The sequence below is a fragment of the Microbacterium sp. NPDC090014 genome, assembly GCF_044748285.1.
Classification (GTDB): domain Bacteria; phylum Actinomycetota; class Actinomycetes; order Actinomycetales; family Microbacteriaceae; genus Microbacterium.
This window is the reverse complement of sequence record NZ_JBIVFS010000001.1, coordinates 738,863-761,785: the sequence shown is the minus strand read 5'-3', so window position 1 is coordinate 761,785 and position 22,923 is coordinate 738,863. Positions and strand designations below refer to the sequence as shown.

General features: G+C 67.0%; 17 protein-coding genes. 6 read left to right on the top strand and 11 right to left on the bottom strand.

Going from position 1 to position 22,923, the window contains the following annotated elements; genetic code table 11:
• Positions 1-36 precede the first annotated feature (36 nt).
• Entirely contained in the window at positions 37-3,738 is a 3,702-nt protein-coding gene (locus ACIPV5_RS03675) for a hypothetical protein (RefSeq protein ID WP_400339814.1), read from the bottom strand.
• A gap of 312 nt (positions 3,739-4,050) precedes the next feature.
• Here ACIPV5_RS03675 and ACIPV5_RS03670 point away from each other — a divergent pair, with 312 nt between their 5' ends.
• From ACIPV5_RS03670 to ACIPV5_RS03655, 4 genes are all read left to right on the top strand, one after another.
• Entirely contained in the window at positions 4,051-4,824 is a 774-nt protein-coding gene (locus ACIPV5_RS03670) for a hypothetical protein (RefSeq protein ID WP_061016786.1), read from the top strand.
• The gene (locus ACIPV5_RS03665) at positions 4,740-5,459 is read left to right on the top strand and encodes an RES domain-containing protein (RefSeq protein WP_079112065.1); all 720 of its coding nucleotides are present in this window, start codon (positions 4,740-4,742) and stop codon (positions 5,457-5,459) included. Before ACIPV5_RS03670 ends, ACIPV5_RS03665 begins: the two co-directional genes overlap by 85 nt.
• A gap of 72 nt (positions 5,460-5,531) precedes the next feature.
• Entirely contained in the window at positions 5,532-6,335 is an 804-nt protein-coding gene (locus ACIPV5_RS03660; protein ID WP_400339811.1) for a hypothetical protein, read from the top strand.
• A 293-nt stretch (positions 6,336-6,628) separates the two neighbouring features.
• Positions 6,629-7,675 carry an NAD(P)-dependent alcohol dehydrogenase gene (locus ACIPV5_RS03655; RefSeq protein ID WP_053098488.1) on the top strand — a complete coding sequence of 349 codons (1,047 nt, stop codon included), beginning with the start codon at positions 6,629-6,631 and terminating at the stop codon, positions 7,673-7,675.
• A gap of 138 nt (positions 7,676-7,813) precedes the next feature.
• On the opposite strand, the gene ACIPV5_RS03650 is transcribed toward ACIPV5_RS03655, so the two are convergent.
• From ACIPV5_RS03650 to ACIPV5_RS03610, 9 genes are all read right to left on the bottom strand, one after another.
• Complete coding sequence (locus ACIPV5_RS03650; protein WP_400339810.1) at positions 7,814-9,958, bottom strand: heavy metal translocating P-type ATPase; 2,145 nt, start codon at positions 9,956-9,958, stop codon at positions 7,814-7,816.
• A 66-nt stretch (positions 9,959-10,024) separates the two neighbouring features.
• Positions 10,025-12,286, bottom strand: coding sequence for a heavy metal translocating P-type ATPase (locus ACIPV5_RS03645; protein ID WP_400339808.1), 2,262 nt, complete (start codon positions 12,284-12,286; stop codon positions 10,025-10,027).
• Positions 12,287-12,355: 69 nt separating this feature from the next.
• Entirely contained in the window at positions 12,356-13,318 is a 963-nt protein-coding gene (locus ACIPV5_RS03640; RefSeq protein WP_400339807.1) for a heavy-metal-associated domain-containing protein, read from the bottom strand.
• Positions 13,315-13,527, bottom strand: a complete 213-nt coding sequence (locus ACIPV5_RS03635; RefSeq protein WP_056277661.1) for a heavy-metal-associated domain-containing protein — start codon at positions 13,525-13,527, stop codon at positions 13,315-13,317. Before ACIPV5_RS03635 ends, ACIPV5_RS03640 begins: the two co-directional genes overlap by 4 nt.
• Positions 13,528-13,673: 146 nt before the next feature.
• Complete coding sequence (locus tag ACIPV5_RS03630; protein ID WP_400339805.1) at positions 13,674-14,612, bottom strand: carbohydrate kinase; 939 nt, start codon at positions 14,610-14,612, stop codon at positions 13,674-13,676.
• The gene (locus ACIPV5_RS03625) at positions 14,606-16,114 is read right to left on the bottom strand and encodes a glycoside hydrolase family 32 protein (protein ID WP_400339803.1); all 1,509 of its coding nucleotides are present in this window, start codon (positions 16,112-16,114) and stop codon (positions 14,606-14,608) included. The genes ACIPV5_RS03630 and ACIPV5_RS03625 overlap by 7 nt, the downstream gene beginning before the upstream one ends.
• 36 nt (positions 16,115-16,150) lie before the next feature.
• Positions 16,151-16,984 (bottom strand): carbohydrate ABC transporter permease, encoded by an 834-nt coding sequence (locus ACIPV5_RS03620; RefSeq protein WP_056276257.1) that lies wholly within the window; start codon positions 16,982-16,984, stop codon positions 16,151-16,153.
• Between the two features lie 8 nt (positions 16,985-16,992).
• Positions 16,993-17,931, bottom strand: coding sequence for a carbohydrate ABC transporter permease (locus ACIPV5_RS03615; RefSeq protein ID WP_201778482.1), 939 nt, complete (start codon positions 17,929-17,931; stop codon positions 16,993-16,995).
• Positions 17,931-19,313, bottom strand: a complete 1,383-nt coding sequence (locus ACIPV5_RS03610; protein WP_056276254.1) for an extracellular solute-binding protein — start codon at positions 19,311-19,313, stop codon at positions 17,931-17,933. Before ACIPV5_RS03610 ends, ACIPV5_RS03615 begins: the two co-directional genes overlap by 1 nt.
• Positions 19,314-19,508: 195 nt before the next feature.
• Between ACIPV5_RS03610 and ACIPV5_RS03605 the strand changes: the two genes are divergently transcribed.
• Both ACIPV5_RS03605 and ACIPV5_RS03600 read left to right on the top strand, forming a co-directional pair.
• Positions 19,509-20,534, top strand: coding sequence for a LacI family DNA-binding transcriptional regulator (locus ACIPV5_RS03605; RefSeq protein WP_053098481.1), 1,026 nt, complete (start codon positions 19,509-19,511; stop codon positions 20,532-20,534).
• A gap of 118 nt (positions 20,535-20,652) precedes the next feature.
• Positions 20,653-21,405 (top strand): SDR family NAD(P)-dependent oxidoreductase, encoded by a 753-nt coding sequence (locus ACIPV5_RS03600; protein ID WP_400339801.1) that lies wholly within the window; start codon positions 20,653-20,655, stop codon positions 21,403-21,405.
• Between the two features lie 161 nt (positions 21,406-21,566).
• On the opposite strand, the gene hisD is transcribed toward ACIPV5_RS03600, so the two are convergent.
• A complete protein-coding gene (gene hisD, locus ACIPV5_RS03595; protein ID WP_400339799.1) occupies positions 21,567-22,883 on the bottom strand; it encodes a histidinol dehydrogenase in 1,317 nt (438 codons plus the stop codon).
• Positions 22,884-22,923: the final 40 nt, after the last annotated feature.

The window sequence follows — 22,923 nt, the reverse complement described above, 5'->3', positions numbered from 1 at the left end:
AACGCAACGGCGTAGCGCGCACCGCTCACACGTCGTCTAATGTGTGTGGCCTCGAGCTGCGAGAAACTCCGTCGCCGTCTCAACCTGAAACTGCTCGTCGACGTAGCTTGCCGGAGTGAGGTTTCGGGTCACGAAGAGGGTGCTTAGGTGAAACTCCTCGCCGTCAGGGGGGTCGCCGATCCCGAGACGCGTCGCAATGCTCGCGACGTGGGGCGCTAGTTCGCTCTCCTTGCGGGCGAGCTGAGTTGTGTAGCTGGGCTTGGTCCCGCGGTCTCCTACCTGGTCGCGGAAGAAGGTGCGCAGTTGTCGCGCCGTCTCAGCGAATCCATGCACCGACGCAGGGTCCTTCGCCTCGATCAACCAGATGGTGCTATCGCCAGGGCGTCCGCACACGAGGTCGACCTCGGTGGTGAGAGTCGGCACGCCGAGCCGCGCGTGGTCGTTGGGTTTCACGCGGGCGACCGTGGTGTAGCCGAGTTCCTCTAGCCGGTTCTGAAGGAATCTCTCGAACCGAATATTGCGGCGCGCACGGCGGTCCGCAAGCGCGTTGCTGACAGGCTGAGGAACGTCTCCCGCCCAGGGAAGAACCCCTTGGAGGAGGTGGCGGTAGTAGACCTGAAAGGAGGTCAGCAGGTACTGGGGGCTGACAATGAGTCGTCCATCCGAATCTTGCACCAGCGGTTGCACGAGGAGCCGATGGCGCCGAGTGCGCGTTTGCCAGGGCTTCCACTCCACGGCTTGCATCTGGACGGCCGTGCTCGTGAGCATCTCGATGGCAGCTTCGACACGCGATCTTTGCGACTCATCCGCGCCCGAGCCCAGCGCATCACAGACCCACACTGTGGCCTCGGCCACGGTGACGTGGGCAGTCGTCCTGCCTGGCTCAAACGTCTCCCACTTTGCGAGCGCGGCGAGGGTGGAGAACATGTCCTGCGACGTCGCTCCCCATGCCTGCTGGAACGCATCTTCGACGTGGTCTTCTTCGTTCGCCTGTTGCAGCGAGTCGTCGTCTTGCGTGCCGTGCAGCCGAATGCCCGCAGCTGCACGGGTCAGTTCGTCGTTTCGTAGGCCCCACGCCGATGCGTCGGGATGCGGATCGTCGTCCACGGTCAGCTCGTACATCGGGCTGAGGGTGATGACTGCGGGCGCGACTTGGTGATACATCCGCTCGCTCAATGTGGTCGCGGTGAGGTACGCATCTGCGGCGGCAAGGAGACCGCTCCATGCCTGAGGAGTGATCGGCTTCGTCGCCGCCGGCTTGTCCAGGATGCGCAGGGCGGCTTCCACCACGATCTCGTTACATTGACGAAGCTGAAGTGTCTCCGCCGAGAGTTCGGCCGTGCGGGTGAGCGGATCCCATTCGGTCGAGAGATTCGCTGCGACTCGGGATAGATCGTCTTGCTGATGAATGGCGCTGTCCATCACCCTCGCCAGTTGCTCCATACCCGTCAGCACCACCTCGCTCCCATCGTGGCTCTTGATTCCTTCAGTCAGGGTTTCGAGAGCAAGGGGCGCAAGATGTTCGCGGATAAGTCGATTCGCATCATCCGCTCGGTACTCGCCAGGTTGAACGCCGGCATCGTGGAGTCGTCGCCCCAACGCCGCAACCATACGGCTTTCGTCAGAGGGTCGTAGACGCCACGGATCAGGCAGGTGATTGAGAGTGGTCCGTGCCTGCTTCATCTCCAAGATGAGAAAGGGTTTCGCTGTGCGCCACTGGTCGCGGAGCGCCGCTGCGGTGTCGACATCCATGCCTCCCGCGCGGAGCAGATCGAACACTGCGTCCGCTGTTAGGAGATTCGCCGCCTGCGGATCTCCATTCGCTGAGTCGGCGAAGCCCTCGACATCGATGCGCCACAAAACGTTGACCGGTTCGTCGATGGCACGCACATGCGGGTCGAGATACGGCGTGACCACGCCGGACGATTCACCCGGGACTGCTTCCGATACGTGGAGGTAGAGGACGTATCCGGGCACATCGATCGCCTGGTGCGCGGAACGCCATCGATCACCAAGCGCAGCGAAGCCGTAGATTAGCCCGCCGCATAAGTCGAAGACGAACCGTCGGTGGTCGGTAGATGCTGCCTCTAGAACCCCCCGTGCCACGGCAACGGGGGGTTCGGTGAGAGCGAGCGACCACCCGTCAACACTCGGCGCGGTGTTGACACCGCGGGTGGCGTCATACGTGGGGTCGCCTGCGATTATCGCGACGTTTGCGACGGGCCCCGGGGCGACTTCTGCCGCTCGGAGGTCTCGAATCTGTGGAAGCCCAACCCCGATGAGCGCCACTTCGAGATCCGATAGCTCTACCGCTCGATCCCACTCGGCCTCGCCCGCGTGCGCTTCAAAGTAGACGGCATTGGGTACCACACCACCCTTGAAAAAAGACTTGCCATTAGCTTTCCACGGCTCCCAGTAGTTGATCGCCTCCCACCCGAAGCTCTCAGGGAAATCGGGAGCGCTCAGATCCCGCGCGAATGCGTAAAGATCATCGTCGGACGTGGCAGTTTCCGCAATCCATGTCAGGTCTTCAAGCGCGAGTTTTGCCTCGCCGACCGCCTGCGGCACAGCGATGTGACCGGGCGCCGCGAACACCGTCAACGGGATGACCTCCGCGCCCGACTTGATGGTTCCGCGTCGCCCGCCCGCCATCCGCACCGGCACAGGGCCGGATTGCGCCCTCACCTGTTTCGCCAGCTCCACTGAGCCGATGTATGGCGGCGGCGAGGCCCCCAGGTCGGGGACGTAGATGACCGAGACGGCGATGAAAGTGGACGGATTCACTGGTACCAACCACTGAACGTCAATCCCTCGAAGCGGGATGGCGGCGCCTTCGCTGGAGGGCGGGGGTTCGATCAACTGGTGGGAGAAACGCCACAGGGCTTGACGGATCTGGTTCAGGCAAGAGCTCCGGAGGGCCTTTCGTGCTTGGCTGTCTCGGTCGAGCGCAGACACCAGCTCTCGGGCGGCATGAGCCATGATCTCCGGGATGAAGAGTGGCGGCACCCATCGGTGTCCACCCGCCGTGTCAGCAAAGCGAAGGAACCTTTCGAACGGACTGGAGAGACTCTCCACGTCGAACGCGGCCCTACTTGCGGAGTTCGTCATCCATTCCAACGCCCTTTTGTCAGCCTCACCGAGTTCGATGTGGTCGAGGGGATCCAGGTTGAGGAAGGCCCGCGTCGCTTCATACTCAACGTCCGGCAATGAGACCTCATCGTTGAGCTCCAGGTCCGGGGCTGGTACCCATGCGTCCGCAAGGTGGCGCACGCAGAAATCGCCGTACCTCATCGCCACGTTCACCACGTTCGCGATACCGAATCGAAATCGCCGGTGGAGGCGACCGTCTACCGCTTCCGCCATTCTGAGCGCACGCGTGAGGTCGGCGACCGGCCGTTCGGTGAGGCCAGGCACCGCGCGCAGCGGCTCAGCGCCGACGGCGAGGAAGACAGTTCGGGTGGGGTCGGTGGCGATAAAATCTTCACGCTCCAGTCCGATCCCATAGGTGGTAGCCGCTAGATCGGACAGTGCTTGGATCGACGGCAGCGGTTGGTACTCGTCCGGCGCCGGAGCGGCGGAGGCTCGTAGCGCAGCCGCGAAGCTGCTTCCCAATGTCACCGACCGATGCCTGTTGCCCGGGGACGTGGCGGCGGCGAAAATCAACGTCCAGAGCTCGTCCGGATCGTACGCTGACAAGGCCAGTTCGAGTGCGTCTGGCTCCCGTTGCACGGTGCTCACCGCCGACCGTTGAGATCGAGGCCGCTTGTTTCTACGAGTGTTTTTGCTCTTCCCCACGCAAGCATTCAAGCGTAGGCCAACGACATCCTCGTTGATTGCTACGCGTTGAAAGCGTTGCGCCGGGCAGGAAGGTGGCAAGAGTTGGGGAGCCGCCTTGAAGGCGCACGACATGCCCCCTACAACGCCGCTGCTCCCGGTCCAGGAGCGCTTGACCGCTCTCACCTTCGGCACCACACGGGGATGCATACACGCAAAAGCGCGCGTAAGATAATGCGTGTACGCACTAACTAGATGCCGCCACGAGGAGGCAAGATGGCTGTGAAGAAGAGTCGCACCCGTGCCTCCTCAGCTCGCGTCGCCGCCCGCGAGACGACTGTGAACCGCGGCACCGCGACAGGTCGATTCCTCGACGGGAAACCGAAGCTCGTCGTGGCGACCAAGGCCCCAGAAAAGACCGACGTACAAGCCGGTGTTGAGCGCCTTGCACAGGTGGCGAAGACGTCAAACGTCGACGTATCCGTGTTCAACGCACTCATCGACGAGCTCGCCGATGCCATGACCGACCGTCAATCGACCGAGCTGGGCCTCACAGAGCAGCAAGCCGACTTCCTGATCGAGTCCGGCGATTTCACTCCGGAGGAGTTCGCCGAGGCAGCCGCATTCGTCACCAGCGGTGGGCTCGCCAAACTCGAACGCGAGACTCACGTGCGCGCCCTAACCAACACCTACACCGCATCCGAAGTCGCAGCGCTCCTCGGCATCGATGCCTCCAGTGTGCGTCACCGCCAGAGCAAGAACACCCTGTACGGCTTCCGGGCGGGAAGGATCCGCCTCTACCCTCGATGGCAGTTCATTCCCGGCGAAAAGGTCTCGACGATCCCCCACCTTCCCCTGCTCGTCCGAGCGATCCCGTCCGACTGGGATCCGGCCGACGTCGAAGGCTTCATGACTACACCTCAAGACGACTTGCGGTCGAGCGATGAGTCTGTCGACCCCCAGGAATGGATGACGCCGATCGAGTGGCTGGCTGCCGCGAAGGATCCTGCACCCGTAGTGGACATCCTCGAAGACGCCGACATCACGTGAGCCCGTCGAACGCGAAAGTCCCCGCAACACCCCCGGCGCCGCTCACACTCGACGCTCGTGAGCACCTGAGATCATTCGATGGGATCCTCTGGCGGGTCTTCGCTACAAGAGGTCCTCACCCGCAGGCGTGGGATGAGCTGCGGCACTTCGGGCCGATCAGAACCATGCGCTTTGACCCGCATCCCGAGCCACAGCAGCATCATGCTGATTATGGCGTGATGTACGCAGCTGCTGGATCTACGACAGCTCTCGGCGAGGTTTTTCAGAAGGGCCGACTAATCAATCGGCGCGTTCGTGGAAACACCCTCGCGGCTTGGCGTCCGACGCGTGAGCTTCGGTTACTGGATCTCACCAGCAACTGGCCTGTAATCAACGGGACGACCTCTTCGATCCAGATGGGGCCTAAGCGATACACACGGAACTGGGCGAATGCGATCCATGACCAACTTGGGTCGAGCATCGACGGGCTCTACCACGTGTCATCGATCGACTTCGGCCCGATGGTGACGCTGTTCTCGCCTGCCGAGGACTCGTTCCCGCAGCTGCCGTTGGTGCACACCCGACTGGACTCCTCCAGTGCGAACGTGTACCTCGCGAAAGCCGTGAAGAGACTCGGCTACCGCGTCAAGAAGTAGAACCACCCCAGGACGGCAATCTGCGATCTCGGATTATCAGATGACGCTCGATCCCCCCGTACGCTCAGTGCTATGACACAGCGTTCCACCTTGCAGACTCTCAGCGGTGCTGTCGAAGGATTCCGGGACTTCGCGGCGGCGATCAAGAGTGGAGTGCCCACGGTTCGAAAGGGGTCGATGGCGGAGGAAGATCAAGCCCTCGCAGGAAACATCGTCATCCCTCATGCCATAGTCTCCGGGCTCGTCCTCACCGTTGCAGACCACGTATCCGCCTGGGCGGAGCTTGCCGCCAGCCCCGAAGAGGACGTGTTGCTCCTTCATATGCAGGCTGACTACACCTTGTTCCGTCCTGTGTTGGAGGGGCTCGTGGAGGTGATCTGGATTCTGGATGGTACCGATTCCCCTTCTAGAGTCCGCAGGGCACTTGAGATTGCTCGTATCGAGCACAGGCACGGGCTGAAGCTGACCAACGCTCTGCGCAAAGCGCGAACGCCGGATGACAAGACCGAACAGGGAATAGCAGCACTCGGACGTTTTCTCAGGACCACGGCGAGCAACCTCGGATCCGATCCGGAAGACGTTCTCAGCGCACCATTGATCGATCCCTCCTCGATCACAAGGAAGATAGCGAGTCGCGTTCCGGGCCCCACATTGCAGACCTTCAACTATTGGGCGATAACCTCGGCCCACGCGCACGGGCAGTTCATCACCACTCTGCGCCACGCGATCGAGACGCCCCCATCTACGCCTCAGATGGGCGGGGCTCTGTACGAACCAGACGAGGAGCTGATTGCAGACCTCATCGAGTTCGTTGGGACGCTGCTCGAGATCGCAATCAACCTACTAAACGAACAGGGTTACGAGCTTCGACGCTAGAGCTGTCCTGCTTGGCCGACGGGGAACGCTGGGTCGCCGAGATGCGCGCCATGGGGATTCAGAACTCCGTGAGGCGAGATGTCCGACCCGATCCGTATGATCGGATCAGCCCCTTCGTGAGGCAGTGAACTTAGCGCTTTACATCGGACTTAGTCCGATTTCATCGCGATTCTGACAGTTCTGCCGCAACAGCCGCCGCTCACGCCCCGGGCGGATACTGGAAGAGACGGCCTCGAGCGCCCACGCCTCCGCACCGCGCGGCAGACCGCTCGGGCGCCAGGAAGAAGAAGCACATGAAAGCTCTCCGTTACGTCGAGATCGGCAAGCCCCCTGTCGTCGTCGACATCCCGATTCCTCAGCCCGGCCCCGGTCAGGTTCTGCTCAAGATCACTGCGGGCGGCGTCTGCCATTCCGACGACTACGTCATGGGCCTTCCTGAGAAGGATTACCTCGAGCAGAGCTATCCGCTGCCGCTGACGCTCGGCCATGAGGGCGCAGGCATCGTGCACGAGATCGGAGAGGGCGTCGACTCGACGCTGAAGGTCGGCGACGCCGTGGCGGTCTACGGTCCGTGGGGCTGTGGCCGCTGCCACAACTGCTCACAGGGCATGGAGAACTACTGCACCAACGCCGCGGCTGAGGGCATCCGCCCTCCCGGCCTCGGCAGCCAGGGTTCGATGGCCGAGTACATGATCGTCGATGATGCCCGCCACCTCGTGCCGCTCGGCGACCTCGACCCCGTGCAGAACGTCTCGCTGACCGACGCCGGCCTCACCCCGTACCACGCGATCAAGCGCTCACTCCCCAAGCTCGGCGCCGGCACCTTCGCCGTCGTCATCGGCACCGGCGGGCTCGGCCATGTCGGCATCCAGATCCTGAAGGCGATCTCTGGCGCCACCGTCATCGCCCTCGACGTGAACGACACGAAGCTCGAGCTCGCCACCGAAGTGGGCGCAGACCACGTCCTGATCAGCGATGCATCCGCCGCCGACAAGATCCGCGAGATCACCGGCGGTCTGGGCGCCAACGCCGTGTTCGACTTCGTGGGCGCGAACCCGACGATGGCTCTGGCGCAGAGTGTCGCCGCACTCGATTCCGACGTGACGATCGTCGGCATCGGCGGCGGAACCATGTCGCTCGGCTTCGGCGCGATCGCCTACGACGCCGCCGTGCGAATCCCCTACTGGGGATCGCGCTCGGAACTGATCGAGGTGCTCGATCTCGCGCGCGCGGGAAAGATCCACGTGCAGACCGAGACGTACTCGCTCGACGACGGCCCGAAGGCGTACGAGGATCTCGCCTCGAACAGCATCCGCGGCCGCGCAGTCATCGTCCCGTAGACCGCGCTTTCGCACAGCGGCCGCTCCGTCTCACAGGCGGGGCGGCCGCTGCTGTCTGCACCGCCGATCGAGCACCGTCACCGCGCTGAAGCGCCGGTGAGATCTCGGTGTTCGCGGGATCACCGAGGCGATCCCGCGTCAGGCCCGCTCGAGCACGCCCCGCACACTCGCCTCGGGCGACAGGTCGATGCGCCGGAGCAGCTGCGCATTGAGCGCGACGACGATCGTCGAGAGCGACATCAGCACCGCTCCGACCGACATCGGCAGGACGAATCCCACGGGTGCCAGGATGCCGGCGGCGAGCGGCACCGACAGCAGGTTGTATCCGGCCGCCCACCACAGGTTCTGCCGCATCTTGCGGTATGCGGCGCGGGAGAGCTCGATGACCGAGATCACCGACCGCGGGTCGGAGCTCGCGAGGATCACCCCGGCCGAGGCGATGGCGACATCGGTCCCCGCGCCGATCGCGATGCCGACGTCGGCCTGAGCGAGGGCGGGGGCGTCGTTGACGCCGTCGCCGACCATCGCGACCTTCTTGCCCTCTGCCTGCAGCTCCTTCACCTTGGCTGACTTGTCTTCGGGACGCACCCCCGCGAACACCCGGTCGATGCCGAGCCGGGCCGCGACGGAATCGGCCACGGCCTGGGCGTCGCCGGTGATCATCACGACCTCGACGCCGAGGCGGTGGAGCGCGTCGACCGCCTGCTGAGACTCCGGTCGCACCTCGTCGGCGAGCTTCAGCCCGCCGGCCACCTGTCCGTCGACGGTCACGTGCAGGATGATGGCGCCCTCGTCTCGCCACCCGTCTGCGGCGGAGATCTCTCGGCCGCCCACCTCGTCGAGGAGCTTCGGCCCGCCCACGCGCACCTCTCTGCCGTCGACCGTGGCGGTCACGCCCACGGCAGGCGACGACGTGAACCCGGAGGCCTTCGAGAGCGTCAGCCCTCTCTCCTCCGCCGCGCGCACGATCGCGCGAGCGAGCGGATGCTCACTGTCGGCCTCAGCCGAGGCGGCGAGCGCCAGCAGACGATCGGCGTCGATGTCACCGGTCGGCTCGACGGCGGTCACGGTCGGCGCGCCCTTCGTCAGCGTGCCCGTCTTGTCGAACAGCACGGCGTCGACGGTGCGCATGCTCTCGAGCGCGAGGCGATCCTTGACGAGCACCCCGCCCCGGGCTGCGCGCTCGGTCGCGATCGACACGACCAGCGGGATCGCGAGGCCGAGCGCGTGCGGGCAGGCGATGACGAGCACGGTGATGCTGCGCACGACCGCAGCATCCGGATCCCCGACGAGGGTCCACACCAGCGCGGTCAGAGCGGCCGAGAGCAGCGCGAACCAGAACAGCAGGGCGGCTGCGCGGTCGGCGATGCGCTGCGCCCGCGACGAGGAGTTCTGTGCATCGGTCACCAGCCGCTGGATGCCGGCGAGCGCGGTGTCATCCCCGGTGGCGGTGATCTCGACCCGCAGACCGGAGTCGGTCGCGACCGTGCCCGCGGTCACCGTGTCACCGGTCGCACGGGTGACCGGGCGGGACTCGCCTGTCACCATGGACTCGTCCATGGCGGCTGTGCCGTCGATGATGCGCCCATCCGCCGGAACGCTCGCCCCGGGACGGATGACGACCACGTCGCCGACGACGAGATCGGCGGGTGCGACCGTGACGATCTCGTCGCCCTCGACCCGTTCGGCCTCGTCGGGCAACAGCGCCGCGAGGGAGTCGAGCGCCGACGTCGTCTGCGCGAGGGACCTCATCTCGATCCAGTGGCCCAGCAGCATGATGACGATGAGCAGTGCGAGCTCCCACCAGAACTCGAGCTCGTGATGGAGGATGCCGAGCGTCGCGCCCCATGAGGCGAAGAACGCGACTGTGATCGCGAGGGCGATCAGCAGCATCATCCCGGGCTTGCGGGCCTTCAGCTCGCTGATCGCCCCGGTGAGGAACGGCCATCCGCCCCAGACATACATGACGGTGCCGAGCACGGGCGAGATGAACCGGGCCCCTCCGGCGACGTCGTAGCCGAAGATCATCGCGAACATCGGCGAGAACGCCACCACCGGCACGGCGAGCAGGAGATTGACCCAGAACAGGCGACGGAACTGACCGACGTGGTCACCGTGCCCGCCATGCCCGCCGTGCCCACCATGTCCACCGTGCCCGCCGTGGTCCGCGTGCTCGCCGTGGTCCGCGTGCTCGCTGTGAGCCCCGTCCGCGTTCCGAGCGTGATCGTCGTGCGAGACCTGGTGGCCTCCCCCGGGGGTTCCGTGCGCGTCGTGTGCAGTCATGGGTCCCGTCCTCCCGTATCGGGTGTCGTTCTCAGTGTGTCTCGGCGGTCGCCGAGAGCCTAGGGGTCACCGTGCGGCGATGCTGCGGAACCCGCGCAGACGCAGGCTGTTGCCCACGACGAAGACGCTCGACAGCGCCATCGCCGCACCGGCCAGCATCGGGTTGAGCATTCCCAGCGCCGCGACCGGGATGGCCGCGACGTTGTAGGCGAAGGCCCAGAACAGGTTGGTCTTGATGGTCGAGAGCGTCGCCCGCGAGAGCCGGATCGCGTCGACCGCGCTGCGCAGATCACCGCGCACCAGGGTGATGTCGGACGCCTCGATCGCGACATCCGCTCCGGTGCCCATGGCCAGGCCGAGGTCGGCCTGGGCGAGTGCGGGTGCGTCGTTGACGCCGTCGCCGATCATCGCGACCGTCTTCCCCTCACCCTGCAGTCGGGTGATGACCGCGACCTTGTCTGCCGGGAGGACTTCGGCGATGACCTCGTCGATGCCGACCTCCGCGGCGATCCGCCGGGCGACGGCCTCGTTGTCGCCGGTGAGCAGGATGGGCGTCAGCCCGATCGCCCTGAACCGGGCGATCGCCTCGGCGCTGCTCGGCTTCACGGTGTCGGCGACGACCAGGATGCCGCGAGCCAGGCCGTCCCAGCCGACCGCGACGACCGTCTTGCCCTCGCCCTCGGCGCGGCCCTTCGTGGCGGCGAGCTCGGGGCTCAGCGCCTGCGCCCACTCGGCGAGGAGCGAATCCCGGCCGACGATGACGGTGTGGCCGTCGACGACGCCCTGCACGCCCTTGCCCTCGATGTTCGCGAAGTCCTCTGGTGCGGGCAGTGCACCGATCTCCTGGGTCGCGCCCTTGGCGATCGCCTGCGCGATCGGGTGCTCGGAGGCATCCTCCAGCGCACCGGCCAGCCGCAGGAGATCCGAACGGTCGGTGCCCGGCTCGACGAACACGTCGACGAGCGTCATCCTGCCGGTGGTGACGGTTCCCGTCTTGTCGAGCACCACGGTGTCGACCGTGCGAGTGGACTCCAGCACCTCCGGCCCCTTGATGAGCACTCCCATCTGCGCACCGCGGCCCGTGCCGACGAGCAGCGCGGTCGGCGTCGCGAGGCCGAGCGCGCAGGGGCACGCGATCACGAGCACGGCGACCGCCGCGGTGAACGCCGCCGTCATGGGGAACCCGGCGCCGAGCCAGCCGCCCAGCGTGACGACGGCGATCACGATCACGATCGGCACGAAGACACCCGAGATGCGGTCGGCGAGGCGCTGCACCTCCGCCTTCCCCGTCTGGGCGTCCTCGACGAGCTGGGCCATCTGCGCCAATTGCGTGTCGGAACCGATCCGGGTGGCGCGAACCACGAGCCGCCCACCGACGTTCGCCGTGGCGCCCGTGACGGCGTCGCCCTCGGCGACCTCGACCGGCACGGCCTCGCCCGTGAGCATCGACGCATCGACGGCCGACGTGCCCGACACCACGATGCCGTCGGTCGCGATCTTCTCGCCGGGCCGCACGACGAATTCGTCTCCCACCTGCAGGTCCTCGACCGGGATCTTGGCCTCGACCCCACCGCGCAGCACGGCGACGTCCTTCGCGCCGAGCTCGAGCAGCGCACGCAGCGCCGCGCCGGCCTGCTTCTTCGACCGCTTCTCGAAATAGCGCCCGGCGAGGATGAACATCGTGACACCGGCACCCACCTCGAGGTAGATGTTCGCCGCTCCATCGGACGGAGCGAGCGCGAACTCGAAGGGATGGGTCATGCCCGGCGTGCCGGCCGAGCCGAAGAACAGCGCGTACAACGACCAGAGGAAGGCGGCCGATGTGCCCAGGGAGATGAGCGTGTCCATCGTCGCAGTGCCGTGGCGGAGGTTCATCCAGGCCGCCCGGTGGAACGGCCAGGCCGCCCAGAGGATCACGGGAGCGGCCAGCGCCAGCGACGCCCACTGCCAGTACGTGAACTGCAGCGCGGGGATCATCGCCATCGCGATCACCGGCACGGTCAGCACGACCGCACCGATCAGGCGAGTGCGCAGCGAGCGAAGCTCCGGGTCCTCGGCGTCGAGATCTCCGGCGTCACGCACCGCCCCCTTCGGGGCCGGCAGCGACGCCGAGTAGCCGGTCTTCTCGACCTCGGCGATCAGCGCGGCCGGGTCGTACCCCTCGGGAACGGTGACCTTCGCCTTCTCGGTCGCGTAGTTGACGGTCGCCACGACGCCCTCGAGCCTGTTCAGCTTCTTCTCGATCCGCATCGCGCAGGACGCGCAGGTCATCCCGCCGATCTCCAGCTCGAGACCTGTCCCCGTGGTCGGGGGTGCTGACGTGCTCATGTTCGTTCCTTCTGTGCGATGTCGTTGTGGGTCGCAGCGGGCAGCCGCGGTGGGGGCGATGAGCGACGGTCAGTGCGCGTCGTCGTGCGAGTCGCCGTCGGATTCGGGCGCGCCGTCAGCCGGAGCGGCATCGAGCACGAACGCGGCGGTGTGCACGGCGCCGTCGACCTGGAAGTCCAGGTACAGCAGGTAGCGCCCGGCAGTCGGAGCCTCGGCGGCGAACGCGATCTCCGGCCCCGACGTCTCGCCCGGTTCGGGTTCAGCGCCCGCGGCGTGCACGTGCAGGTAGGCGAGGTCTCCGTCCCGGAGTGCCACGAGATGCCCGAACGCCCCGAGATACGGCTGCAGAGCGGTGACCGGCCGGCCGTCGCGGGTCACGGTGAACGTCAGGTCGCTCACCGCCCCGGCCTCGAGAGCCCCGTCGACCGAGACCGTATAGCCGGCGACCTCGGCGACCTGTGTCGGCTGCGGCTCGACGGGTGCGAACTCGCCCCCCACCTCGACGGTGCGCGAGAGAGTGAGCGACGGCGCATCGGCGCCTGCCGGCGTGAAGTCCGCGAAGACGCGGTATGCGCCGGCATCCGTCCACTCCCACGGCAGCGACCAGGTGCCGGTCGACTCATCGAGCACCGGATGCACGTGGCGGTACTGGCTTCCGTCGGAGCGCACGACGATCAGGTGGAGCTGCTTCTCGTGCGCGGTGGCATACGCCGTCACCGGGATGCCGTCTGCGTCGTCGATCCGGAACGCCAGCTCACCGGGTTCTCCCGTCGATGTCGGGGCCTCGACCGGCGACATCGCGTAGCCGGCGAGCCCGAGGGAGAGCCCCTTCAGGTCGTCCGCCGGAGCACTCTCGCCCTCGCCGGAACCGGCGGCACTCGCATCGTGAGTGTCGTGTTCGTCCATCTCCGCACCTTTCGTCCAGTCACTCACGGCACTCGCGGGGATGATGACGCCGGCGAGGCCGAAGGCCGCGCCGAACGCCACCACCAGGCCGGCCCCGAAGAGGCCGAGCCGTGCGCCGGAGTTCATGACGTCCGCACCGCCGAATAGCCCGCCTCGGCGACGGCTGCGAGGATCCGCGTCTCGTCGATCGGGGCGGATCCGGTGACGACGAGCGTGCCGTTCTGAGCGCTCACCTGGACGTCTTCGACGCCGGGAACTTCGGAGACCTCTTCGCGGACCGACATCTCGCAGTGGCCGCACGTCATGCCCGTCACCTGGAACTCGTTCTTCGTCATCATGTCTCCTTGTCTTCGTTCTAGTACCCCAGGGGGGTATTAGACACAAGCGTATACCCTCTCCGGGTATTCCACGATGGGCGCACGAAAATCGCACCGCACGAACCGGCCGTGCGGTGCGTGCGGTGCGTGGGAGTGCCGGCGCGTCAGCGCGAGGAGATCGCCAGCTCACTCAGGCGCGGCGGGTTCGCGCCGCGCCTGGACACGGTGACGGCCGCGCCGGCGAGCGCGGCCTCGGTCACGCGTTCGAACTGCGTCAGATCGCGAGCGCCGGGATGGAACGCGTCGGCGGCGAGCGCTGGCGCCAGCCCGCCGGAGACCACGCCGTGGATGAGGCCGGACATGAAGGAATCGCCCGCACCGATCGTGTCGACCACCTGGACCGGCGGCGCCTCGCTCTCGACCGGCCCCGCTCCTCCCTCGATGAGCGAGACGCACCCGTCACCTCCCCGGGTGACGACGGCGAGCCGCGCACCCAGCGCGATCACCCGCGCGAGCACGTCATCGATCGGGCATCCGGGATACAGCCACTCGGCATCCTCATCGCTGAGCTTCACGATGTGCGACGCCGCCATGATCGCCTCGACACGCTCGGTCGCGGCCGCGCGCGGCCCGAGAAGCTCGCCCCGGATGTTGGGATCGTAGGTGCGCAGAATGCCGTCGGGCACCGCGTCGATCATCGCGCGGACGGCATCCGCCCCGGGGTCGAGCACCGCGCCGAGCGAGCCGACATGCACCACGTCGACGCCGGCGGCCTCTGCGATCGCGACCTCCGCTGACACATCCCACTCGATGTCGAAGTCGTAGGCCGCAGCCCCGTCGGCCCCGATCACGGCGACGGCGCGGGACGTGCGCTCCCCTGCTCTCATGCTCGTCGGCACGACGGCGACCCCCTCCCGGGCGAGGTGCTCGCCCAGCATCCGTCCGTGCGGGTCGTCACCGATCCGCGTGAGCAGTCTCGTCGCGAGCCCGAGACGAGAGAGCCCCACCGCCACGTTCATCGGCGATCCGCCGGGGTGGGGCACACCGCCGACGACGTCGACGAGCGCCTCCCCCACGACGAGGCACCGCGCGGTCGTCAGCACGGCAGCTCGGCGACGGCGACACGGGCGTCGCCGAGCGCTCCCCCCGAGGCCTCCAGCACGCATGAGCGAAGCGCGGCGGCAGGGATCAGCGCCGTGAGCACCCGAACGCCGTCCTCCGCGAAGAGCTCGAGAGACGACACCCTGTCGTTCAGCCGATCGATCCAGATCTCCCAGTCGATCTCGTCCGGGCGAGTGGCGGGCATCGACATCGACCCGCCGACCCCGGCGGGAGGGATCAGCTCGGGGCGGACGACGTCGATGCGCCCGCTCGCGCGGTCCTGACGGATCACGACCCCACCCGCATCCGCGCCCTCGAGGCGCAGTTCGACTCCTCGCGCGTCTCCGAACGCCGCCGAGACCCTGATCCGCGCGGCATCCGGCAGCTGCTCGGACACCGTGGTCGGGCCCGTCATCGAGCCGAGCTCGGTGAACTCGACGGGCGCGGCGTCGACCGCCGGCGCCTGGCGCAGACGCACCACGCCACTGCGGTCGCGGGTGAGCGAGAGCCGTCGAGGGAGAGTCATCGCGGTGCGGTACTCGGACGAGTCGTCCTGGGGGATGCGGCCGGCGTACTCCCAGTTGTCCATCCACGCGATCAGCGTCCGCTCGCTCTCGGCGAGGCCGTCGAAGGTGACACCGGCGTAGCAGTCCGGGCCGAAGTCGATCCAGCCGTACGCCTCGAGCTCGTCTCGTGATTGACTGCGGTCTACCATCAGCCGCCGCGAGGGAGTCGGATGCGGTGCGCTCGCGCGGAACGTCGTGCCGTCGAACTCCCCCACGACGTAGTGGGTTCCCGATCCCCCCGCGATGCCCCCGGGGTTGAGGCTGATGAGCAGCACCCACCGCGAGTCGGTCTCATCGCCGTCGACGGCGAGCCGGAACATGTCGGGGCACTCCCAGACCCCGCCGACGGGTCCCGCGGGGCCGTACGACGAGAGATACGTCCAGGTCGTGAGATCGTCGGACCGGTGGAACAGCACCTGCCGGTCGTGGGCTTCGACCGCGACCATGACCCAGTACCCGCCGTCGGCGTCGTCGTAGCGGAACACCTTGGGGTCGCGGAAGTCGCTGGTGCCGCGGTCGAGCACCGGGTTGCCCTCGTACTTCGTCCAGACGTATCCGCCGTCGGTGCTGTACGCGAGGGCCTGGGCCTGATGCCCTGCAGCGGCCGCCGTGTAGAGGGCGACCAGGGCCGGCTCCTCGGCGGTGCCGAATCCCGAGGTGTTGCCGTGATCGACCACGACGGAGCCGGAGTAGATCTGCGCCGCGTCGTCCGAGAGGATGGCCGGCTCGTGCTCGGTCCATCGCGCGAGATCCGTGCTCGTCGCATGCCCCCAGCTCACGTTCGAGTGCGAGATCCCGTGCGGGTTGCACTGGAAGTACAGGTGGTGGATGCCGTCGTGGAAGACGAGTCCGTTCGGATCGTTCATCCAGTTGTTCCGCGGCGCGAAGTGCGTGCGCGGGCTCGTGGTGCGGACCGGAGGAGAGTCAGTGGGGGTCACCGGGGTAGTCGTCTTTCTCTGTGATGGGGGCGTGCGTCACTTGCCGACGCCGGCGGTGAGTCCTTCGCGCAGCGGCTTCTGCCCGAAGAAGAACACCAGGAGTGCGGGGATCATCGAGAGGATCACTCCGGCGAGCACCGTCGACACGCTGCCCGTGCCGAGGTTGCCCTGCAGCGTGACCAGACCGAGCGGCAATGTGAAGTTCTGCTCGCTGATCGTCATGATCAGCGGACGGAAGAACTCGTTCCAGTGGTAGTTGAAGGCGAGGATGCCGACGATCGCGAGACCCGGGGTCGCGAGCGGCAGGTAGACGCCGAAGAACGTGCGCCAGGGGCCCGCTCCGTCGAGCTGGGCGGCCTCTCCCAGCTCGGTCGGGATGCCCATGAAGTACTGCCGCATCAGGAAAGTGCCGAATGCCGTCGGGAGCGCGGGGACGATGAGCGCGAGCAGCGTGTCGGCGAGACCCATGCCTCTCACGAGCATGAACACGGGGACGATCGTCACCTGCAGCGGCACCATCATCGTCGCGAGGATCAGGGCGAACAGCAGCTTCTTGCTGCGGAACTCGAACTTCGCGAACACATACCCGGCCATCGCGGCCGAGAGCATCTGACCGGCGGCGACCAGCACCACCACCAGCGCGCTGTTCCATGCGTAGAGCCAGATCGGGATCTTGGCGAAGACGTCGGCGAACGCATCGAACCCGACGCTGACCTCCTGGGTCACGGGGTCGGTCGGCGAGAGCGCCGTGATCAGGGTCCAGACGACGGGACCGATGGTCAGCAGGGCGGCGAGCCCGAGAAGGGCGAACTTTCCGCCGGTGCCGAGGGTGTAGAGCCAGGAACGCTTCGAAGACACTGTCGTGGTCATGATGGGCCTCACCCGTAGAAGACGAATCGGCGGCTCAGCCGGAACTGGATGGCCGTGACGAGCATGATGAGAAGGGTCAGCACGATGCCGATGGCCGATGCGCCGCCGAAGTCGAGCTGTCGGAACGCGGACTCGTAGATCACCATCACCGCGGTGCGGGTCTCGTCGCCGGGACCCCCTCGGGTCAGCACCCACGGCTGGTCGAAGATCTGCAGCGCGTTGATGATCGCCATCACGGATGCGACGAGCAGGGTCGGGCTCACTAGTGGCAGCGTGATCATGCGGAACTGAGTCCACCCGGCCGCGCCGTCGAGGGAGGACGCCTCGTAGACCTCACTCGGGATCGCCGCGAGACCTCCGATGAAGAGCAGGAACGTGAACCCGAAGTTCTGCCACACGTAGACCAGCAGCACCACGACCTTGGCACCGAGGCCGGTCGTCAACCAGCCGACGTCCGCGATGCCGATCAGGTTGAGCGTCTGATTGACGAGCCCGAACTCCTGATTGAACAGGTACGCCATGATCAGCGAGACGGATGCCGCCGACAGGATCAGCGGGAAGAACAGCGCCGACCGGAAGAACGTGCGCAGCCAGTTCGGCATCCTGGACTGGACCAGCACCGCCAGCACCAGAGCCACCGACAGCTGCAGGATGACGGCGACGACGACGAAGCCGATGGTGTTCAGGAACGAGACGCTCACGGTCGGGTTCGCGGCGAGGTCGACGAAGTTGTCGAACCCGACGAACACCGGGTCGGAGATGATGTCCCAGCGGAAGAACGCCAGGACGAACGATCCGATGATCGGCACGAAGTTGAACAGGCCGAGCCCGATCAGCGTGGGCGCGAGGAAGACCCAGGTGAAGACGCGCCCCGATCGGGCGACCGTGCCGGTCTCCCGACGCAGCTTCGTGGGCACCGTGACGGTGCGGGTGCTGCTCTCGGACATCAGTTGCCCCCCAATGCGAGCTCGAGATCTCGCTGCATGGTCTCGAGTCCTCGGCGGACGCCGGACGGACCGTTCGTGATGGTCGACACCACGTTCTTCAGCAGGGCGGATTCGACGGCCGCCTGCTGGGGCGGTGCCGGCATCGGACCCGTGTCGGGGAACTTGTCGAGCGTGTCGTAGAAGACGTCCCAGTGCGCCGGCCCGACTCCCGCGCCGTAGAGCTTGGCGTTGAGTGAGCGACGGGGGAGCGACGAGTCGGGTTTCGAGTGCGCGATCGTCATGCCCTCGACCGAGACGCAGTACTTGAGCCACTCCCACGCCTCGTCCTTGCGCGGCGAGGTCTCCATGATCGCGTAGCCGCCCGCGCCGAACTGGTGCCGCTGCCCCGCCATCCTCGGGAAGTAGGTGACGTCGTAGGCGTCGTTCGCTACGCCGGCCTCCTCGAGGCCGCGCACCCAGAAGCCGCCGGCCGGGGTCATCCCGACGGAGCCGGTGGAGAACAGGGAGACCAGCTCGTTGCCTCCGCCCTGCGCCGGGTTCGCCGCGAGCCCTTCCGAGACCATGCGCTCGAGCACCGAGAAGCTCTCGACCGCATGCTCGTTGAGCGCGTCGGCCTGCTTCCACACGTAGCCTCCGCTGCGGGCCGGCTGATCCGGATAGAAGCGGTCCCAGAGCCAGTCGCCGCCGGTCGCCTTCTCCTCATGCAGGAAGCTGGTGTTGTTCACATACAGCCAGGGCACCACTCCGCCCCACAGCCGGTTGTTCCAGAAGTACGGCAGGAACTGCCCCGAGGCGCTCTTCTTCATCGCGCGGGCGGTGCCGAGGAAGTCCTCCAGCGTCCAGTTGTCCGCGGGACGCTCCAGCCCCGCGCGCTCCATGGCCGTCGTGCTGTAGAACACGTTGGCGGCGTTGAAGTTGTCGGGCATCTGGAAGAGGCTGCCCTGGTACATGAACGCCTCGATGAGGGTGGGGTTCACGTCATCGAAGTACTCCTGCATCTCGGACGCGTCACGACGCACGAAGTCGTCGAGCGGGTGCGCGAGGCGCGAGGCGAAGAGCTGCGCCCCCTCGGTCGCGACGGTGACGACATCGGGTGGCGTGCCCGCGGCGATCATCGTGAGGATCTTCGCGAAGTACTCGCTCCAGTCCTGACCCTGGATGGCGACGATGCGCACCTCGACGCCGGGGTGCTTGCGCTGGAAGCCGTCGATCAGCGACTGACGAGCCAGCGCATCCTGCGCGGTGCCGAAGAGGGCGACCGTCAGAGTGTCCTTGCCGCGCCCGGGGATGTCCGATCCGGTGAGCCTCGGCCACGAGACGACGGTGCCGACGATGCCCAGTCCGATCGCGCCGAACAGAGCCCTGCGAGTGAGATCAACCACGATGTTCTCTCCTGTGTGATGACTTCGCGGCACGGATCGAGAGTCCCGGGCTGCGATGCTAAATTGATTCAGCATCGCCGAGAGTAGCATCGTCGAATCGCGGTCGCAACGATTTTGCTAAATCAATTCAACACGGGTGGTTTCGGGGCTCGGCATCCACTGCCTATGCTGGATCGCAGCGACTGGAGGACGCCGATGCCGAAGAGAGTGGATCGCAGACCGACGCTCGCCGACGTCGCGGCGCTCTCGGGCATGTCGAAGGCCTCGGTGAGCATGATCCTCAACGATCGACCAGGGTCGCGACTCTCCGTCGACGCGGCGCGACGGGTCAAGGCCGCCGCCGAGGAGCTGGGCTATCGCCCGAATCCCGCGGCTCAGAGCCTGCGCCTGGGCAAGACGAAGACGCTGGGTTTCATCTCCGACCAGATCACCGTCACCCGCTACGCCTCCGAGATGATCCGCGGCCTGCTGTCGGCGGCGAAGGAGCACGGCCACACCGTCCTCATCGCCGAGACCGAGGGCGACGACGCGACCATCGCCGACGAGATCCAGGCGATGATCGACCGCCGGGTCGACGGCATCCTGATCGGCCTCCTCGGCGCCCGCATGATCGAGGTGCCCGAGACGCCCGCAGACGTCCCCGTCGTGATCGTCAACGGCACGTCGACGACGGGTCACCCCTCGGTCCTGCCCGACGAGCGCGTCGCGGGCCACGCGATGGCGCGCCTGCTCACCGATGCCGGGCATCGCCGTGTCGGCGTGATCGGCAACAATCCCCGTGCGGTCTCGTCCCCCGTGTACTCCGTGACCATCGGCTCGCGATTCGACGGCATCCGCGCCGCGTTCGCCGAGGCGGGCGTCGATCCGCTCATCATCGACGTCCCCGAGTGGAACCCCGACATCGGATACACGCGGACCCTGCAGATGCTCGACGCGCACCCTGACCTCACGGCGATCCTGGCGGGCAACGACGGCGTGGCGTTCGGCACGTACCAGGCGATCGCCGAGCGAGGGCTGAGGGTGCCGGACGACATCTCGGTCGCCTCCTTCGACGACGAGGAGCTCGCCAGCTTCCAGCGGCCGGGGCTCACGACCGCCCGGCTCCCGTACGACGTGATGGGTCGCACCGCGGTCGAGATGCTGCTCGGCGAGCGGCCGCTCGACGCCGTGCTGATCCCCATGCCGGTCATCGAGCGGGCTTCGATCCGCCGTGTGAGCTGACGCGCACGGATCCATTCACGTGCATCCATCTCCCTGAGACAGGCGTAGGCTGGAGACCTAGGACGGACCGTCCGAGAAGATCTCCCGGCACCGTGACCGTCCGGAAGAGGAGTCACTCGTGGCTCAGTACGACGTCTCGAACCGCTCGGCGATCGTGACGGGAGCAGGCAGCGGAATCGGACGCTCGACCGCTCTGCTGCTCGCCCAGAACGGCGCCTCCGTCGTCGTCAACGACCTGAACGCGGACAACGCGAACGCGGTCGTCGAGGAGATCCGCGCCGCCGGCGGCATCGCCGAGGCATCCGTCGGAGACGCGACGGACACCGACTGGATCGCCAGCTCGGTCGAGCTCGCGAACACGCTCGCCCCGCTGCGCATCGGCGTGAACAACGCCGGCATCGGCGGCGCATCCGCTCCTACCGCCGAGTACGACGACGCCGCGTGGGACAAGGTCATCTCGATCAACCTCAACGCCGTGTTCCGCAACATGAAGGCGCAGATCCCCTCGATCCTCGCGAACGGCGGCGGCTCCGTCGTCAACATCGCGTCGATCCTCGGCAGCGTCGGCTTCGCGAACTCCCCCGCCTACGTCGCCGCCAAGCACGCCGTCGTGGGCATGACCAAGTCGGCTGCCCTCGAGTACTCCGCCCAGGGCGTGCGCATCAACTCGGTCGGCCCCGGCTTCATCGACACCCCCCTGCTCGCCACCATGGGCGACGAGGCCAAGGCGTTCCTCGTGAGCAAGCACCCGATCGGTCGCCTCGGCCAGCCCGACGAGGTCGCGAACCTCATCGCCTTCCTCGCCAGCGACGCCGCCAGCTTCATCACCGGCAGCTACCACCTCGTCGACGGCGGCTACACCGCCCCCTGAGGCTCGGTCGCCACGCGCCGCTGTCCGCGCCGCGCCGTTTGCAGGACGAAAACACGGATGCAGGGCGAGATCGACCATCTCGCCCTGCATCCGCGCTTCTGTCCTGCATCCGGCACCGACCTACCCGTCGGCACCGGATCAGGCCACCCGACGCCCCTCCGTCACCCGAGACGGTCCAACCGCAGGGTCGCCGTGGCGCTGTGAGCGGCCATGCCCTCGGAGTCCGAGATCACCTGCACGGCGTTCGCGAGCTCGGGCGTGGCCGCACGGCTGATGCGCTGATACGTGAGCGGCTTGAGGAAGCGCGACACCGAGAGCCCGGCGCTGTGCTTGGCCCCGCCGGCCGTGGGCAGCACGTGGTTCGTGCCCGCCATGCCCTTGTCGGAGTATGCGACCGTGCTCCAGGGCCCGAGGAAGATCGAGCCGTAGTTGCGCAGATTCTCGTGGTACCAGTCGTCGTCGGCCGTGAGCAGTTCGAGATGCTCGGGGGCGAGGTCGTCCATCAGAGCGACCGCCGTCTCGCGGTCTTTCACGACGGTGACGACGCCGTAGTCACGCCAGGCGGCGCCGGCGATGTCGACCGTCGCCAGCGTCTCGAGCTGTCGTTCGATCTCGGCGATCACGGCATGACCGTGCTCGTCGGAGGTCGTGATGAGCGCCGCAGGCGAGTTCGGCCCGTGCTCGGCCTGCCCGAGCAGGTCGGCGGCGACGAGCACGGGGTCGGCCGTCTCATCCGAGATCACGGCGACCTCGCTCGGGCCTGCGAGCAGATCGATCGCGACCGTGCCGAACAGCTGGCGCTTGGCCTCGGCGACGTAGGCGTTGCCCGCGCCGACGAGCATGTCGACGGGCAGGTCGCCGAGCAGTCCGAACGCCATGGCTGCGAGCGCCTGCACCCCGCCGATCACGAACACCCGGTCGACACCCGACAGGTGCGCGGCGTAGACGACGGCGTCGTTCGCTCCGCCGTCGGGCTGCGGGGGCGTGCACGCGATGACGGTCGGCACGCCGGCCGCCTTGGCCACGCCCACGGTCATGAACGCGCTGGCCGTGAGCGGGAAGCGTCCGGCTGGCAGGTATGCGCCGACACGCGACACGGGGATGTACTTCGCGCCGGTCACGATGCCCGGAACGAACTCGGTCTCGAAGTCGGTCAGGTGCTCGCGGGAGGCGCGGGCGAACGCCTGCGTCCGCTCGGCGCCGAGCTCGATGGCCGCCCGCAGGTCGGGGGCGAGGCGTTCTCCGCTGCTCGCGATCTGCTCGGGGGTGAGCTCGATGTCGGTCCCCTGGTAGTTGTCGAGCTTTCGCGCGTAGTCGAGCACGGCGTCGAGGCCGCGCTCGCGGATGTCGGCGAGCATGGCCGTGACCGTCTCGATCACGGCGGGGTCGCGCTGCGCGGCGGGTGCGTCGATGAGCGGGGTCTTGAGGTGGTGGAAGTCGCCGTCGAAGCGGGCGAGCACTGCAGAGGAGTAACGCATGCAGGAAGGCTAGATCCGCTCGCAACCACGAGACAAGCCT

What these genes read in the sequence shown, in the direction of transcription:
- ACIPV5_RS03670 (WP_061016786.1), top strand. Translation starts at nt 4,051, where the DNA reads ATGGCTGTGAAGAAGAGTCGCACCCGTGCCTCCTCAGCTCGCGTCGCC.
- ACIPV5_RS03665 (WP_079112065.1), top strand. Translation starts at nt 4,740, where the DNA reads ATGGATGACGCCGATCGAGTGGCTGGCTGCCGCGAAGGATCCTGCACC.
- ACIPV5_RS03660 (WP_400339811.1), top strand. Translation starts at nt 5,532, where the DNA reads ATGACACAGCGTTCCACCTTGCAGACTCTCAGCGGTGCTGTCGAAGGA.
- ACIPV5_RS03655 (WP_053098488.1), top strand. Translation starts at nt 6,629, where the DNA reads ATGAAAGCTCTCCGTTACGTCGAGATCGGCAAGCCCCCTGTCGTCGTC.
- ACIPV5_RS03650 (WP_400339810.1), bottom strand. Translation starts at nt 9,958, where the DNA reads ATGACTGCACACGACGCGCACGGAACCCCCGGGGGAGGCCACCAGGTC.
- ACIPV5_RS03645 (WP_400339808.1), bottom strand. Translation starts at nt 12,286, where the DNA reads ATGAGCACGTCAGCACCCCCGACCACGGGGACAGGTCTCGAGCTGGAG.
- ACIPV5_RS03640 (WP_400339807.1), bottom strand. Translation starts at nt 13,318, where the DNA reads ATGAACTCCGGCGCACGGCTCGGCCTCTTCGGGGCCGGCCTGGTGGTG.
- ACIPV5_RS03635 (WP_056277661.1), bottom strand. Translation starts at nt 13,527, where the DNA reads ATGACGAAGAACGAGTTCCAGGTGACGGGCATGACGTGCGGCCACTGC.
- ACIPV5_RS03620 (WP_056276257.1), bottom strand. Translation starts at nt 16,984, where the DNA reads ATGACCACGACAGTGTCTTCGAAGCGTTCCTGGCTCTACACCCTCGGC.
- ACIPV5_RS03615 (WP_201778482.1), bottom strand. Translation starts at nt 17,931, where the DNA reads ATGTCCGAGAGCAGCACCCGCACCGTCACGGTGCCCACGAAGCTGCGT.
- ACIPV5_RS03605 (WP_053098481.1), top strand. Translation starts at nt 19,509, where the DNA reads ATGCCGAAGAGAGTGGATCGCAGACCGACGCTCGCCGACGTCGCGGCG.
- hisD (WP_400339799.1), bottom strand. Translation starts at nt 22,883, where the DNA reads ATGCGTTACTCCTCTGCAGTGCTCGCCCGCTTCGACGGCGACTTCCAC.